Origin of the sequence: Jidongwangia harbinensis (assembly GCF_020216025.1) — a bacterium.
Lineage (GTDB): Bacteria > Actinomycetota > Actinomycetes > Mycobacteriales > Micromonosporaceae > Actinoplanes > Actinoplanes harbinensis.
Genome location: NZ_JAIWNC010000001.1, coordinates 487,294 through 501,726, shown reverse-complemented (window position 1 = coordinate 501,726; position 14,433 = coordinate 487,294). Strand labels below are relative to the sequence as shown.

Genomic DNA, 14,433 nt, shown 5'->3' with positions numbered 1-14,433 from the left:
GACCTCGTCACGAAACCCGATGGACCCCCGTCGTGCGCCCTGGTGTGGTGCGCACCTCCGCCGAGAAGCGGAACCGTTGCCTCCTGCCGTAGTTGTCAGACAGCCGTTGGCGGGCCTCCCGCGGGACACCTGCTCGGTGCGCGGACCGGCGGTGCGCCGAAGATCGTTTGTCTCGTCATGGTTTCTCCGTCCTCAAGGATTGCCGTGCGCACCCTGTCTAGCGGCTGGAGCGTTGTTTGACCCCTGCTCCGGGCCGTCAGACAACAACTTCGGACAACGAATGGACAACCGAAGGTCGACGATGGACGCGCGGCACCGGCGCTTGTCGAGAGTCCGAAGCGGAATCGGTGCGTGCCGGAGCGGCGTCGACCAGCATGTGCCGGCCGGTGGTGACGAGCGCGATCTCCGATCCGAACCTCACCCGCTTCTTCTCGATTGTTCGTTTTCGTCAGTGTCCGGAGCTGACACCCGGCAAGGGCGGAGTTCGGACGAATCCGGACGCGGGCCTTTCGGGCCGGCCTTCGGTCCCGGCGCGAGCCGGCAGCCGCCACGGCGGCAACGGCGGACACGCCGAGGCCCCGGTACTCCTGATGGTAGGAGCCCGAGGCGTGCACTCGGCGTGGCAGGCGGTCTTGTCGGTGGTGGCGACGAAAGCGACTAGGCAGCGCTTCCCGCCAGGGCCTTGGTCTTCAGCTGCTCGTACTCGCTCGCGTTGATGGCACCGGAGTCCAGCAGGGCCTTCGCCGACGCGATCTCATCGGCGACGCTGCCTTTGCTCCCGTTGGACGTCGCGACCTGCCTGATGTAGGCATCCTGCCGCTTCTGCGCCTCCGCGTGGGCGGCGAGCGCGCGCTCGGTCATGCCGCCGCCGCGGGCGATCAGGTAGATCAACATGCCGAGGATCGGCAGCACGATGAGGAACAGGGTCCACAGCGTCTTGGCCACCCCGCCCAGGTCCCTGCTCCGGAAGAGGTCCCCGAAGATCCAGAACAAGGACATGAACCAGGCGAAGAAGATGAAGAACTCGAACATCGCCAGCAGGAACGAACCATTGTCGTCAAACACGGAACTACCTCTCCGGGTCGGCGCCGACTGCCTCAGCGCGTCAGGGATCGATGTCTCCTCCAGTGCACCGCTCGCCGGCCGTCCCCGCCTCATCCGCCTGGGATCACTTCGGTGCCCGGACACGGCCTCGGGCGGCTCGGTCCGACCCGACGCTGCGGCCCGCAGACGTCGAAGATCACCCGGTCGACGGGTACGGTGCGGAGAAGTGCGGACCATCGAGGACAGGACCGGTGCCGCGTGAATCTCACTCGCGGTGACGTATACACGGTCGTCAGAAATGACCCCGCCGGGTGAGATGACGTCAACGGGTAACACCTCTCGGGGGACCCGCCGAGTCGGTGATTTCTCTTTCCGTCCCTGCCGCGCGGACCAACGAGAATCCGGTCTACTGAGGATGGAAAAGGCTCGCTGTCAGGTGCACCGCGCCGACGACCAGCAGCAGGAGGCCGGTGGTCACCACAAGAGCGCGGGTAAGGAAAATTGCTATCCGATACCCGTTCCCGTCCTCGCGGATCTTGATGCTGAGAAGCTGAAGGTTGCTGATGAGCACCGCACGTGCGAGTTGCTTGCTCGCCGTGGCGATGGCGATGCCGCCGAGGGCGACCAGGGCGAAGACCAGTCTACCCATCCTCAGAATGCGCCACGATAGTCGATCATGAGGGCGTCCAGCGTGCCAAGGATCAGCATGAGCGAACCTACGATCACTGCCAAAGTGCGTGAATACAATACCATCACGCGGTACTCGCGAGTTCCCTTTCGGATGTCCCTGCCGAAGATTTCGCGGCTGTTGGTGATGGCGACGCGACCGAATCGCCGATTCAGGATGACGATCGCGAGACCGGCAAGTGCGACTATGACTGACGTGGTGCGTTCCATTGCCTTCGCTTCCCAGATAAGCCAATCGTAGGGGCGACGTTCGTCGTCCTTGTGGTGGTGGTGGGTGCCGTCGCGGAACTCGCCCGGCGGGCGGCGGTCCGGTGGGAGCTGTGGCCATGGTTCCGGTCGCCGTCGTGGTCGGGAGCGACGCCGGCGCCGCGAGTCGGGACTACGACGGCGTCGCGGCACTGCCGCGCGTGAGCATGCGGTGCGGCGCCGCCGCGCCGGGCGGGGGTGTGGTGGGGATGGTGAGGACGAAGGTGGCGCCGCGGGGCTCGGTGGGCTGGTAGTCAATGGTGATGCCGCTGGCGTGGGCGAGCTGGCGGACGAAGTACAGGCCGAGTCCGGTTCCGGGTTTCGTGGTGGCCACGCCGGTCGCGGCCCGGGTGAACCGGTCGAACAGGTGCGGTACGAACTCGGCGGGGACGCCTTCGCCGTGGTCGCTGACGCGGACGTGTATCGCGCCCCGGCCGCGCTCGACCGTGACGTCGACCGGCGGGCGGCCGTACTTCACGGCGTTGCCCAGCAGATTGGCCAGGATCAGCTGCAGGTGTGCGGCGTCGGCGAATCCGCGCGCCTCGTCGGGTGCCGTCACAGTCACCGTGTGGTCCGTCCCGATGCCCGGCGCGGTGACCGCCTGCCGGACGGCCTCCCGCACGTCGAGGCGGGACGGCCGGACGGTGATCGCGCCGGCGTCGAGCTGAGCGAGGGTGAGGATCTCGGTGACGATGGCGTCGGCGCGGTACCCGGACGTGGTCATGCGTTGCACGTAGTGGTGTTTGGCGTGGTCGTCGATGTCGGCCCAGTCGCCGAGCAGCAACTCGCCGCCGGACACGATGTTCGCCAGCGGCTGGCGTACGTCGTGGGTCAGCATGGCGATGAAGTCGGTCATCTGGGTGTTGGCCCGCTGCAGTCTTTCCGCCCGGTCGGCCAGTTCCGCCTCGTGGCGGGTCCTGGCACGTTCCAGTGCCCGGCGTTCCGTGACGTCGATGATCTGGGTGGCGAAGTGCTGCGGCCGGCCCTGGTCGTCGTCGATCAGGACAGTGGTGACGGACGCTTCGACGGGGTGCCCGTCGGCGTGTCGGTAGCGTTTGTCGAGGTCGAATCCGTCGATCCGCCCGGCGAGGCAGTCCTGTAGCCGGTCCAGGCACACGGCCAGGTCGGCCGGATCGGTGAACCGGTCGAAATGGGTGCCCCGCAACTCGGATTCGGGGTAGCCGAGGATCTGGCACAGCGCCGGGTTGACCCGCACGAACCGGCCGTCCGGGTCGTTCAGGGCCATGCCGATGCGGGAGCTGTCGAACACCTTGCGGAAGCGTTCCTCGCTCACCTGCAGCTCGCGGCGGTTGCGCGCGGCCCGGCCGGCGGCGGCCACCACGAGCAGCCCGACCGCGGTGGCGGCGCCGAGCGCGGCCCGGCCGGCGATCTCGTTGTCGGCGATCGAGGCGAACAGCGCCTCCTCGGTCACCGTGGCCGACAACTGCCACGGCGTGCCCGCGATGGTGTACGACGCGTAGCGCCACCACCGGCCGTCGTCCTGATAGCGGCCCTTCGGCTGCTGCCGCAGCGCGTTGGCGAGTGCATGGTCATCGGTGTTCAGCGTCGGCACGGTGGCCTGGTGGGTGTGGTTCGCGGCCACGATGGCCCCGGAGGTGTCGACCACCCGGAGCCGCACCCCGGGCAACGAGATCGCGGTGGTCAGGTACGACGCCAGGGGACTGTCGCGGATCTCCACCGCCCCGGAGAACACCCGCCGCCCGCTTGCCGTCTCGAACGGCACCGCGAACGCCACCACCGGAACGCCCCGGGCGGCCGAGGGCACCACCACGGACACCGCCGGCTCACCCTCGACCACGGCGGTGCGCAGGTGGGCGTACCGCAGGGTCAGATCCCGGCCGATCACCGCCGGATCGGTCGGCGTCACGTGCAGGGCGCGGCCCGCGCTGTCGAGCAGCACCGCCGCCGGATAACCGAAGCCGCTGACCGAACGCGCGAAGTCCCGCTCCTGGACGACCGGATCGGTCAGGAACGCCTCGGCCTGTACCCGTTCCCGCGCGATCAGGTCGGCGACGTACGTGGTCACGAAGTCGGACGCCAGGCCGACCCGGAGCTGGAAACGCTGCGCCAGGGCGTCCCGGCTGCTGCGTTCCAGCCACCACAGCCCGGCGGTACCGGACATGGTCAACAGCAGCCACACCAGCAACGGCAGGGCGACGAACCGCAAACCGCCGGGCCGCAAGAACCGCATAACCCACTATGACTCAGGCGGCCCCGGCGTGTTGCACGATCCGCGCGCCGCCCCCGTCGCGCTTGGCCTCGTACATCGCGGTATCGCGGCGTGCAACAGGTCGGTGATCATGGTGTCCGGCGACTGCTTGGCGACGGTGCTGGCCGGCAGGGTGACCGCGCCGATGGAAACACCGACCGTGACCGGGCCGCGCGCGGTGTCGATGGGCTCACCGACCGCGCGCTCGATCCGGGCCAGTTCGTCCATCGGCCGCGCGCGGTTGGCCAGGCCGGTGAGCTGGTCGTGGGTCGCCTGCTGGCGGATGACGTGGCGCAGGGTTGAACGCGAGCCACGCATCCGGTCACGACCGGTTGCCGCCCGGGATCCGGGCCCGCACGAGGAAGCCACCGCCGGCCTGCGTGCCCGCGCTGAAGTCGCCGCCGAGGACGGTGACCCGTTCGCGGAGTCCGGCGAGGCCGCGCCCGCTGCCGCCCGGGGAGACGCGGCCGGATCCGGTGCCGTGGGTGCTGATCTGCACGGTCGTCTCCCGTTCCCCGTGGTGTACGTGAACCCGGGTCCGGCTGCCGTGCGCGTACTTCAGCGCGTTCGTCAGCGCCTCCTGCACGACCCGGTACGCCGCCACCTCGGCGCTGCCGGTGATGCCCTCCGGCGCGCCGTCCCGGACGAACTCCACCGGCTGTCCCGCCTGCCGGGTCTGGTCGACGAGGGTGTCCAGGTCGCCGACGGAGGGCGTACGCGGGTCGCCGGTGCTGTGGTCCGGGTTGAGCAGGTCGAGCAGCTGCCGCAGGTCGCCGACGGCCCGGCGGCCGGTGCCGGTGATCGCGGTCAGGGTCTGGTCCAGCTTGCCGGGGCTGCCCGTGAGGTAGCGCGCGGCCTCGGCCTGCACGACCATCGCGGTCACGTGGTGGGTGACGACGTCGTGCAGTTCCCGGGCGATGCGCGCGCGTTCCGCGGTACGGCCGGCCTCCTCGGCGTGGCGGCGGCGTCCCGCCTCGGCGGCCCGGCCCTGGCGCAGCCACGCCCCCGTGCCCCAGGCGAGCGTCAGCAGCAGGTAGAAGGTGATGAACCCGGCGAGGCCCTCACCCGAGCCGAGCCGGTCGAGGCCGATCGTCAGGGTCAGGTACGCGGCCGAGGCGAGACCCGCGACGACCCGGCGGCGCCGTTGCAGGTGGGCGCCGGTGCTGACCAGCGCGACGGCCAGGGCCGTACCCGCGACGGTGTGGTAGCTGCGCAGCTGGTCGATCGCGAAGCCGAGCGACACCAGCGCCAGGCAGACGGCCGGCCACCGGCGGCGTACGGCCAGCGGCAGGCACTCCAGGGCGACGACCCCGACGGTCAGCGCGTCGTACGGACGGTCCGGGAGGTCGCCGAGCTGCGTACCCTGGCGCTCCAGGGCCGGGACCACCGACGCGAGGGCGAGGGCCAGGGCCAACGGGAGGTCCCGGACCGTGACGGGCCACTGCCGCCACCGGTCCGGGAGCCTCCGGAGCCTGGTCACCGGGTGACCGCGGCGGTTGCCGGGGCCGGCGCGGTGCGGCGACGGCGCGGGACGATGTGCCCGCGGCGCTTGGCCAGCCACAGGAACGCCACGGTCAGCGCCACCCCGGCCAGTACCGCGTACAGGCTGCCCTCCGGCCCGAAGTCGCCGCCGCTGAGCGCGGCCGGTCCCGACGTCGAGGCCTCGAGCAGGCCCTTCGAGTCGCCGTTGCCGGAGACCACGACGCTGAAGATGCCGCCGGCGGCGAAGTTCCAGCCGAAGTGCAGGCCGATCGGGACCCACAGGTTGCGGGTGGCGGCGTAGCAGGCGGCCAGCATGAACCCGGCCTCGATCGCGATGGCGGTCGCACCCCACAGGGTGGCGTCCGGGTTCGCCAGGTGCATCGCGCCGAACACCAGGCCGGTCAGGGCGAGGGCGATCCAGGTGCCGGTACGCTCCTCGATGATCCGGAACAGTACGCCCCGGAACAGCAGTTCCTCGGTGACGGCGGCGGCGGCCATGAACCCGAGCAGGCCCAGCGCACCGGCCGGCGAGCCCCAGCCCTGGACGTCGTAACCGCCGAGGAACGCGATGTTGGCGATGACGGCCGCGAACATGGCGAGGCCGATGAGCGTCCCGCGGCCGAGCTTCCCGCGCCAGCCGTCCGGCCCGAGTTCGGCCGGTTCGCGGCGCTCGGTGCGCCGCACGACCCACCGGTAGACGACCACGGCCAGGACGGCCGTCGCGGCACCGATCACCAGGGTGAGGAAAGGGTTTCCCGCGACGGCGGTGGCGCCCAGCCCGCCGACGACGGTGACGGCGAGCACCGCGAGAAGCTGTTTGACGAACCGCATGATGACTCCTTCGCACGCCGCGACCGGAGCGCCGCGGACACGAAGAAATCTATGGATCTGCGCCGCCACAATCGTCACCGTGCGGTGGACACTTGCGGGTAGCTCGCACGGGGGACAAGACCCGGCCCGGCCGGCCGCGGCACTGGTTTCGATCCAGATCCCGCGGCCGGTCCGGGCCGGGTGAGCGGCGGATCAGTTCGTGGTGACCGTGCCCAACGGGCGCGTGCGCAGGGTCTCGGCCCGGCGCTGCTCGCCGTCGCGGTCCAGGTTCAGTCCGGACCGGGCGGAGGCCGCGCAGGTCGTGTCCGGCGGGAGTACACCGTCGACCAGCCAGGCGGTGCCGACGCCGAGGGCGCACGGGTTGTCGTCGAACACGTAGACGCCGTGCTGGTTCTCGTCGACCGTGACCAGGCGGGACCGGTGGGCGAACTTCGCCCGGATGAGCTGCCCGCCCCGCAGCGGCGTGCCGGCGTCCCGGCGGTTCTGCAGGATCAGGATGTTGGCCGGGCCGTCGTCGTTGACGGCGACCTGCGGCTCGGCCGGCCCGAGGGACCAGAAGGCGCACGGGTTGATGTTGGCCGACGCCGCGCCGAACATCGGGTACTTCTCACGGTCCTCGGCGACACTGCGCCGGTACCCACCGACGTTGCTCGGCCAGTCGCTGTCGTTGCAGGTCACGGCCAGGAACACGGTGAAGAAGTTGGAGTACGGGCTGGGCGCCGCGGCGGCCCGCGCGCCGGCCGTCACCGCACCGGCCCCCTTCACCTCCTGCCAGGCCCGGGCCAGTGCCGGGTACTGGGACTCGCCGTACAGCGAGGCGAAGGTGTTGACCCGGAACTCACGGCCGTTCATGAACGGGAGCGGCTGCTCGTCGAGCCGCTCGGCCAGCGCGAAGTAGGTGGCGCGGACCTGTTCGGGCGTGCGGCCCAGGCCGTACGAGGCGTGCCGGGCCGCGGCCCAGCGCGCGAAGTCCGGGAACGCCTGCTCGAAGCCCAGGCCGAAGCGGCGCACGCCGGCGCGGGTCAGGGCGGTGTCGCCGGCGTTGCTGTCGATGATGACCCGGTCGGTGGTGTCCGGGAACATCGAGGCGTACGCGGCGCCGAGCGCCGATCCGTACGAGTACCCCAGGAAGCTGGCCTTCCGCTCGCCCAGCGCGGCCCGGATCCGGTCCAGGTCGCGGGCCGTGTTGGCCGTCGAGATGTGCGCCATCCGGCCATCGGTGTCGTGGGCCGCGCACTGCTCGGCGACCGCCCGGGCGGCGGCGGCCTGCGCGAGGACCGCCGCGTCGTCCTCGGCCCACGGCGGCACGTTGCCCGGGTAGCCCTGGTCGGTGGTGAACCCGCAGTCGATCCGGGCCGAGTAGCCGACCCCCCGCGGGTCCATGCCGATCAGGTCGTACGCGTCCGTGACGCTCGCCGGAACACCCAGGTTGACCAGGTCGTGCGGCATCGTCAGCGCCGAGCCGCCCGGACCGCCCGGGTTCAGCAGCAGCACGCCGCGCCGCTTCTCCGGATTCGTGCTGGGAATCCGGGACACCATCAGGTCGATCCGCGTCCCGTCCGGATCCCGGTAGTCCAGCGGCACCGTCACGGTCCCGCACCGCACCGTCGGGGCGGCCGCCGCGATCGGATCCGGGCAGGCGCCCCACTCCACCTGCCCGGTGCTGCCGCCGCCGGCTGCGGCCGGGGCCGCCGCCAGTGACCCGAGGAGTCCGATCGTGACGGTCAGAGCCAGTCCTCGCCGTATGCCATGCCTTCGATTCATCCGTACAGTGCAGCCTGTGTTCCCGGCACACGGTCAAGCGACGGCGCGTTCGAGCCGGAGGCGGCGGGGCCCGCCGGGACCTGCCGCCCTCGCCGCGGGCGGCACCGCGGCGGTCATCCCGGCGGCGAGCCAGCACCGCCCGCGGGCGTCTGCCGCCACCGGAAGGGGTCGTCCTCCAGCGCGGAGCGGTCCCACTGTCCGAGGTTCGCGGCGGCCTCGTAGGTGGTGCGGAGGAACTCGGCGACCGCGCGGTCCGGGTCGGGTGCGGCGCGGGCGACCTCGTAGGGGAGCAGGAACTGCCGGAACTCGGTGCTGAAGTACGCCCCCGCGGGGCCGGCCGGCTGATCGGCGAACCCGTCGGGGGTGGGGTAGGCGTACGAGTAGAACGCGCCCTCCTCGCCACCGCCGGGCCAGAACCCGCAGCTGGACAACTCCCGCGAGTAGCCCTCGACCATGACCCAGTCCCCGCAGTTGGGTGCCCCGCCGGGGTGTGGCGGCGCCGGCCGCCCGGAGAAGCGGGTACAGGCGAGGTCCATCGCGCCCCAGAAGAAGTGCACCGGGCTGACCTTGCCGACGAAGCCTGACCGGAACTCGCCGATCACGCGGTTCGCCTGCAGCAGCTGCCGCCAGAACAGGGTCACCGCCGCACCGTCGTAGGAGGCGTGCTGGTAGTCCTCGGCGAACGGAATGGCCGGCTCGACCTCGTTGGGATGCGGCCGGATCGACGTCTCGATCCCGAGCTGGTCGAGCAGGCCCATGATCTGGGCGTAGAACTCGGCGACCGGCATCGGCCGGAGCGGGAAGCTCCGCGTGCCGCCGTCGCTGCTGCGGATCTCGAGCTGGTGGCCGACGACGTCCAGCTGGATCTCGAAGCAACCGGTGCGGTACGGGATGGTCGACGTCGTCAGTCCGCGCGAGTTCACGTACAGCGTCACCTGCCACCAGTGGTTGACCAGCGGAGCGTGGGCCATGCGGATCTTGCCCACGATCTGGGTCCACATGTGCAGGGTGTCGCGGGTGGGGCTCCAGTCCGCGACTCTGAGGCTCGGCCAGGTCGTCCTGGGGGAGGAGGTCATCGGTTCTCACGTCCTTCGCTGCGGCTGCCAGAGGGGCCGATCCGGGGGTCACCCGGGACTGGTGTCGTCGCCGGCCTCGGACGCGGGCCGCACCAGCCGGTGCGCGATGAGGCTGGCCCGGGTGAGCACGTCGACCTGAGCGGGGTTGTAGATCGCGACCACGGCGTCGACGAACGTCTGCATGGTGACGCTCTCACTCTTGGCGAGGTGCGCGCCAGGATCGGTCAGCCACGGGTACTCGGTGAGGTTCCGGGCGATGACCGGCGCGAGCCGTTCGGCGAGATCCTGCCGGGTGGCCTCGTCCGCGTCCGGGGACAGGGCATCCATCTCCGCGTTGACGGGATCGTTGTCGGTCTCCGTCATGCGCTGCAGGTCCTTCATGGCGTCGTCGTCGTACAGCCGGGTGTAGACGTGGATGAGCGAGGTGTCGGCGTCGGACAGGCGGGGCGCGACCGACGCGAAGCCCGCCGGGGCATCGGCCGGTGCGCCGTCGCGGAGGATCACGGCGATGTCGGAGCGGGCCTTGCTCAGGCGCTCGATCTCGGCGGCGAGTTGGGCGTCGACCTGGCGCAGGACCTCCGGGGGCACGTCGCCGTTGGTCCGTGCCACGCCGATCTCGGACAGTGGAACCCCGAGCTCCACGAGGCGCCGGATCCGCAGCAGGCAGACGAGATGCGGTACGCCGTACTGCTTGTAGCCGTTGCGCCGGCGGTCCGGCTCTTCGAGCAGACCGAGCCGGTGGTAGTGCCGGATGGTGTTCACCGTGGTGCCGGCGAACTCGGCGAGTTCCCGGGTGCTCCAGGCCACGTCCGGCCCCTTCGAATCGGTCCCCATGGGCACGCTAACACACAAGATCCGGTCGGTACGGCCGGTCCGGACCGGCTCTGCCGCGTGACCGGTACCGCGCGTCACCGGCGGGGTTCCCACCGGAACAACCGCAGCGCGAGCACGATCGCCACGACCACCCAGCCGAGCGTCGGCGCCAGCAGCGGCAGCGAATCCGCGAGCGGCACGCCGCCGTTCCAGGTGTGCACGATCAGTTCGGTCGCCGACCCGCCGGGCAGCAGCCGCTTGAGCAGGGCGAAGCTCTCCGTGCCGGTGATGCCGACCCAGCTGGCCACCGCGATGGTCAGCAGGCTGATCGGCAGTGTGGTGACCTGAGCCTGTTCCGGCGAGCCGGTCAGGCCGGCGGTGGCCATCGCCAGGGCGAGCATCATGCCGAACGTCGCCAGGACGGCCACGGCCAGGAGCGCGACGTTGGCCGGGCGGCCGCTCACCACGGCGAAGACGCCGAGGATGACCACGACCTGGACGACCGCGGTGAGGGCGACCGGCAGGGTCAGGCCGGACAGGATCGCCGGGTCGCCGGCGGTGGTGGAGCGCAGCCGCTTGAGGAACAGGTCCTGCCGGCGGGCGGACAGGGTGGTCACCGCCGTGGTGTAGAGGCTGAACGCGCCGACGGTGAAGACGAGGACCGCGGCGATGTAACCCAGGCTGCCGATCTGGGCGAACGTGTCGCGGCGGTAGATGAAGAAGGCGCTCGCCACCAACGGCATGACGAGGTTGGAGATCAGCACGGCGCGGTTGCGGAAGATCTGGGCGAATTCGGTGTACGCGATGGGGAGCATGTCGTTGCCTTCAGCGGGTCGGGGTGGGGGCCGGGTCGGTCTCGATGGCGCGGAAGACGTCGTCCAGCCGGGTCGGCGCGGCGGAGAGTCCGTGCAGGTCGACGTCGTGCAGGTCGGCCCAGTCGAGCAGCCGCTTGAGATCTGCCTGCAGTTCGGACGTCTCGATCCGGTACGCCGGGCCGGCCGGCTGGGCGGCACCGAGGGGCGGCACGGGGGCGCCGGGGGAGAGCGAGAACTGGATCGCCGCCGGCAGTGTCCGGGTCAGCTCGGGCACCGTTCCCTGGCTGCGGAGCGTGCCCCGGTGCATGAGCCCGATGCGGTCGGCGTACTGCTGCGCCTCTTCGAGGTAGTGCGTCGTCAGGATGACGGTCGAACCGTTGCCGCGCAGTTCCTTCACGGCCTCCCACAGAGCGTCCCGCGACTGGATGTCCAGTCCCGTGGTGGGCTCGTCCAGGAAGATCAGCTCGGGTCGCCCGTAGACCGCGGTGGCGAAGTCGAGTCGCCGCTTCTCGCCGCCGGACAGCTGCCCGACCCGGGTCGCGGCCTTGTGCGTGAGGTCGACGAGGCCCAGGACGCGATCGACCGAATCGGCGCGGCCGGACAGCCGGCCGACCAGCCGGACGGACTCCGCGACGGTGAGGTCGGCGGAGAACCCGCTCTCCTGCAACATGATTCCGGTCCGGGGCCGCACCGCCCGCCGGTTCGCCGGACTCTCACCGAAGACCCGCACGGTGCCCGAGGACGCCCTCCGATGTCCCTCGACGACCTCCAGAGCCGAGGTCTTGCCCGCTCCGTTCGTGCCGAGCAGGGCGTACAGCTCACCCCGCTCGACCCGGAAGGTCAGATCCTTGACGGCCGGAAAGTCGCCGTACGAGACGCTCAACCGGTCCACCTCGACAACCGGCCGGGACGGTGCGCCGGATGTCGTCTCCGCGTACCCCATGTCGGTCCTGCCTCCACTGACTGCTCGCCTGTGATCCGTGCGGGCACCAGTGCAAACCGTGTCCCCGGAACACAGTCAAGGCAGGAGTTGGGAAGCTCACGGTGCAGGTGCGCGCCGCCGGCGGCCGATGCCGTGCGTCAACGCCAGTCGAAATACTCGCGGTGGATGTGCCGGGAGGCGACGCCGGCCCGCCGCAGCTGCGTCTCGAAGGCGGACAACATCGCCGCCGGACCGCACATGAACACGGACAACTGGTCCGGGTGACCGCCGGCGCCGACGAGCACACGTTCCACCGTCAGGCGCCCTTCGAGGCTCGTATCGATGACGTGAGCGTGCAGGGCGTCGTGCCGGTCGGCGATCGCTCGGATCTCGTCGGCGAACGCCGGTGTACCGACTGCGGAATAGAAGAAGTCCACCCGGTACGGCAACGGGCCGTCAAGCGAGCGCAGCCAGCTGAGGAAGGGCGCTACGCCGACGCCGCCGGCGATCCAGACCTGCCGGTCGGTGCCACGCCGATGGTCGAAACGTCCGTGTGGGCCACCGATGACCGCGGGCATGCCCGGCTCGACGAGCTCGTGCAGACGCGACGTGTAGTCGCCCAGAGCCTTGATCGTGAAGCGGAGGTTCTGGTCGGTCGGGGCACTGGCGATCGTGAACGGGTGTCGATGCCAACCGTCCTTGGCCTCCAGGTACACCATGGCGAACTGACCCGGCACAAAGTCGACCCCGCGCCCGATCGGTCGCAGGGCAATCTCCACCAGTCGTGGCTCGATCTCCTTCACCGTGGCGACCTGATAGTCGTGCAACGCCCGGAAGAACCTGGCCAGCAGTTCGCGATAGAGGTAGAAACCGAGGCCGACGGCGCCGACCGCCAGGTAGGTCCAGTACCGCAGCGGTGAGGTGTCGAACGCCGTTCCGTCGAGCACGCCGTGGACGAAACCGGCCGCGACGAACAGCCCGGTCGTCCGGTGCAGTGCACGCCAGCGGTCGTAACCCCCGAAGATCCGACGGAACGCCTTGACGCCCCGAGCATTCCGGGCCGCCAGAAAAAGCGGGCGCAACGAACCCGGAACCACCGACTGCCACCTCGGCAGGATCGCCCACAGGGCGAGCCCGACCATGCCGGTGGCGCCGATCACGGCGAGGGCCCCGCCGAGCTGAGTGACGGTCGGGCTCGACGAGAGCAGGATGTGCGGCGCCAGCAGGGCCAGCCCGGTGATCGCGAGCCGGCGATGCCAGATGGCGGCCCGGTCGATGCCGTCGAACCACGCTTCCACCCACGGCAATGTGCTGATGAGCACCAGCGCCACCGACAGCAGCAGGACGGCCTCGGCTCCGAGGAACTGCCCGAGGTAACTCCCGAGACTGACATCGGACGGACGCGAGACGACCCATATCAGGCCCTGCACGAGAACGAGACCTGCGATTGTCGCCGGCCCGACGTGGCGGGCCGGCACCCCCGGCGAGGGTGACCTCATGTGATCAACTTCTTCCATCTCGTGGGCAGTTGGGCGCGGCGTCCGGAAACCCGGGCTCAGCCACGTGCGCGCGGACTCCGCACCCTGCGGAAGTACGTCGTGGCGAGCAGGAGCGCCAGGAGCGCCGTGAAGACGTTGAGGCGTACCCCGACGATGGTGTTGGCGGCATCGATGCGCAGGGTCTCGATCCACAGCCGACCGGCGGCATAGCCCATCACGTAGAGCGCGAACGCCCGTCCGCGACCGAATTCGTGCCGGCGGTCGAGCCGCCACACCAGCAGGGCGACACCCAGGTTCCAGATCGCCTCGTACGCGAAGGTGGGGTGATACAGCCCGGGCCGGACCGCTCCCGACCGCATGTCGTGGACCTCCAGGCCCCAGGGGAGCGTGGTGAGCCGGCCGTAGACCTCGTTGTTGAACCAGTTCCCGAGTCGCCCGATCGCCTGCGCCACCGGAAGTCCCGGGGCGAGGGCGTCGGCGACGAGGCCGAGAGGCAGACCGATGCGCCGGGCCGCGAGATAGGCGCCGATCGCGCCGCCGGCCACGGCACCCCAGATGCTGAGTCCACCCTCCCAGATCGCGAACACCCGCAGCGGGTCCCCGCCCGGGCCGACATAGCCCTGCGGGGACGTCACCACGTGATACACGCGCGCGCCGACGATGCCGGTCGGCACCGCCCAGATCGCGATGTCCAGCGACGTACCGTCCGTCACGCCACGCGCGCGCAGCCGCCTCTCCGTGATGAGCATCGCTACGCCGATGCCGGCGAGGATGCACAGGGCGTAGGCCCGGATCGGCACCGGGCCCAGGTGCCACACCGCCGTGGCGGGACTGGGAACAGCCGCCAGGGTCACGGCCGGGCCGTCCGACGGTGGAGCCGCCGGGCGGGGGCGCCGCGGCGAACCACCGGGCCCCGTCGCTCGATTCGGTCGAGCCGGCTCATCAGGGTGGTCTGGTCCAGGCTCAGGGCTCTGCCGAGTTCGCCCTGGGTGAGGCCGGGGGTCTTGTCGAGGGCGCTCAGCAC

14 protein-coding genes and 1 pseudogene are annotated in these 14,433 nt (G+C 70.7%); all 15 read right to left on the bottom strand.

Going from position 1 to position 14,433, the window contains the following annotated elements; all coding sequences use genetic code 11:
* Positions 1 to 657: 657 nt before the first annotated feature.
* Entirely contained in the window at positions 658 to 1,065 is a 408-nt protein-coding gene (locus LDL48_RS02200) for an SHOCT domain-containing protein (RefSeq protein ID WP_225253238.1), read from the bottom strand.
* A 385-nt stretch (positions 1,066 to 1,450) separates the two neighbouring features.
* Entirely contained in the window at positions 1,451 to 1,693 is a 243-nt protein-coding gene (locus LDL48_RS02195; protein ID WP_225253237.1) for a hypothetical protein, read from the bottom strand.
* 2 nt (positions 1,694 to 1,695) lie between these two features.
* Complete coding sequence (locus LDL48_RS02190) at positions 1,696 to 1,941, bottom strand: hypothetical protein (RefSeq protein WP_225253236.1); 246 nt, start codon at positions 1,939 to 1,941, stop codon at positions 1,696 to 1,698.
* A gap of 169 nt (positions 1,942 to 2,110) precedes the next feature.
* Positions 2,111 to 4,189, bottom strand: a complete 2,079-nt coding sequence (locus LDL48_RS02185) for a sensor histidine kinase (RefSeq protein ID WP_225253235.1) — start codon at positions 4,187 to 4,189, stop codon at positions 2,111 to 2,113.
* Positions 4,190 to 4,195: 6 nt separating this feature from the next.
* Positions 4,196 to 4,525, bottom strand: coding sequence for a hypothetical protein (locus LDL48_RS02180; protein WP_225253234.1), 330 nt, complete (start codon positions 4,523 to 4,525; stop codon positions 4,196 to 4,198).
* A 4-nt stretch (positions 4,526 to 4,529) separates the two neighbouring features.
* A complete protein-coding gene (locus LDL48_RS02175; RefSeq protein ID WP_225253233.1) occupies positions 4,530 to 5,687 on the bottom strand; it encodes a sensor histidine kinase in 1,158 nt (385 codons plus the stop codon).
* Complete coding sequence (locus tag LDL48_RS02170; RefSeq protein WP_225253232.1) at positions 5,684 to 6,520, bottom strand: CPBP family intramembrane glutamic endopeptidase; 837 nt, start codon at positions 6,518 to 6,520, stop codon at positions 5,684 to 5,686. Before LDL48_RS02170 ends, LDL48_RS02175 begins: the two co-directional genes overlap by 4 nt.
* A 192-nt stretch (positions 6,521 to 6,712) precedes the next feature.
* On the bottom strand, positions 6,713 to 8,284 hold the full coding sequence (locus LDL48_RS02165) for an alpha/beta fold hydrolase (RefSeq protein WP_225253231.1): 1,572 nt from the start codon (positions 8,282 to 8,284) through the stop codon (positions 6,713 to 6,715).
* 113 nt (positions 8,285 to 8,397) lie between these two features.
* Entirely contained in the window at positions 8,398 to 9,360 is a 963-nt protein-coding gene (locus LDL48_RS02160) for a DUF5996 family protein (RefSeq protein WP_225253230.1), read from the bottom strand.
* Between the two features lie 48 nt (positions 9,361 to 9,408).
* Positions 9,409 to 10,194, bottom strand: coding sequence for a helix-turn-helix domain-containing protein (locus tag LDL48_RS02155; protein WP_225253229.1), 786 nt, complete (start codon positions 10,192 to 10,194; stop codon positions 9,409 to 9,411).
* A gap of 74 nt (positions 10,195 to 10,268) precedes the next feature.
* Complete coding sequence (locus tag LDL48_RS02150) at positions 10,269 to 10,988, bottom strand: ABC transporter permease (protein ID WP_225253228.1); 720 nt, start codon at positions 10,986 to 10,988, stop codon at positions 10,269 to 10,271.
* 10 nt (positions 10,989 to 10,998) lie between these two features.
* The gene (locus LDL48_RS02145) at positions 10,999 to 11,931 is read right to left on the bottom strand and encodes an ABC transporter ATP-binding protein (protein WP_225253227.1); all 933 of its coding nucleotides are present in this window, start codon (positions 11,929 to 11,931) and stop codon (positions 10,999 to 11,001) included.
* Positions 11,932 to 12,068: 137 nt separating this feature from the next.
* Positions 12,069 to 13,388 carry a ferredoxin reductase family protein gene (locus tag LDL48_RS02140; RefSeq protein WP_225253318.1) on the bottom strand — a complete coding sequence of 440 codons (1,320 nt, stop codon included), beginning with the start codon at positions 13,386 to 13,388 and terminating at the stop codon, positions 12,069 to 12,071.
* An 89-nt stretch (positions 13,389 to 13,477) separates the two neighbouring features.
* Positions 13,478 to 14,263: pseudogene (gene lgt, locus LDL48_RS02135) on the bottom strand (prolipoprotein diacylglyceryl transferase); the annotation flags it as partial.
* Positions 14,260 to 14,433: a MarR family transcriptional regulator gene (locus LDL48_RS02130; RefSeq protein WP_225253226.1), complete on the bottom strand. Its 174-nt coding sequence runs from the start codon at positions 14,431 to 14,433 to the stop codon at positions 14,260 to 14,262. The gene LDL48_RS02130 and the pseudogene lgt, both read right to left, overlap by 4 nt.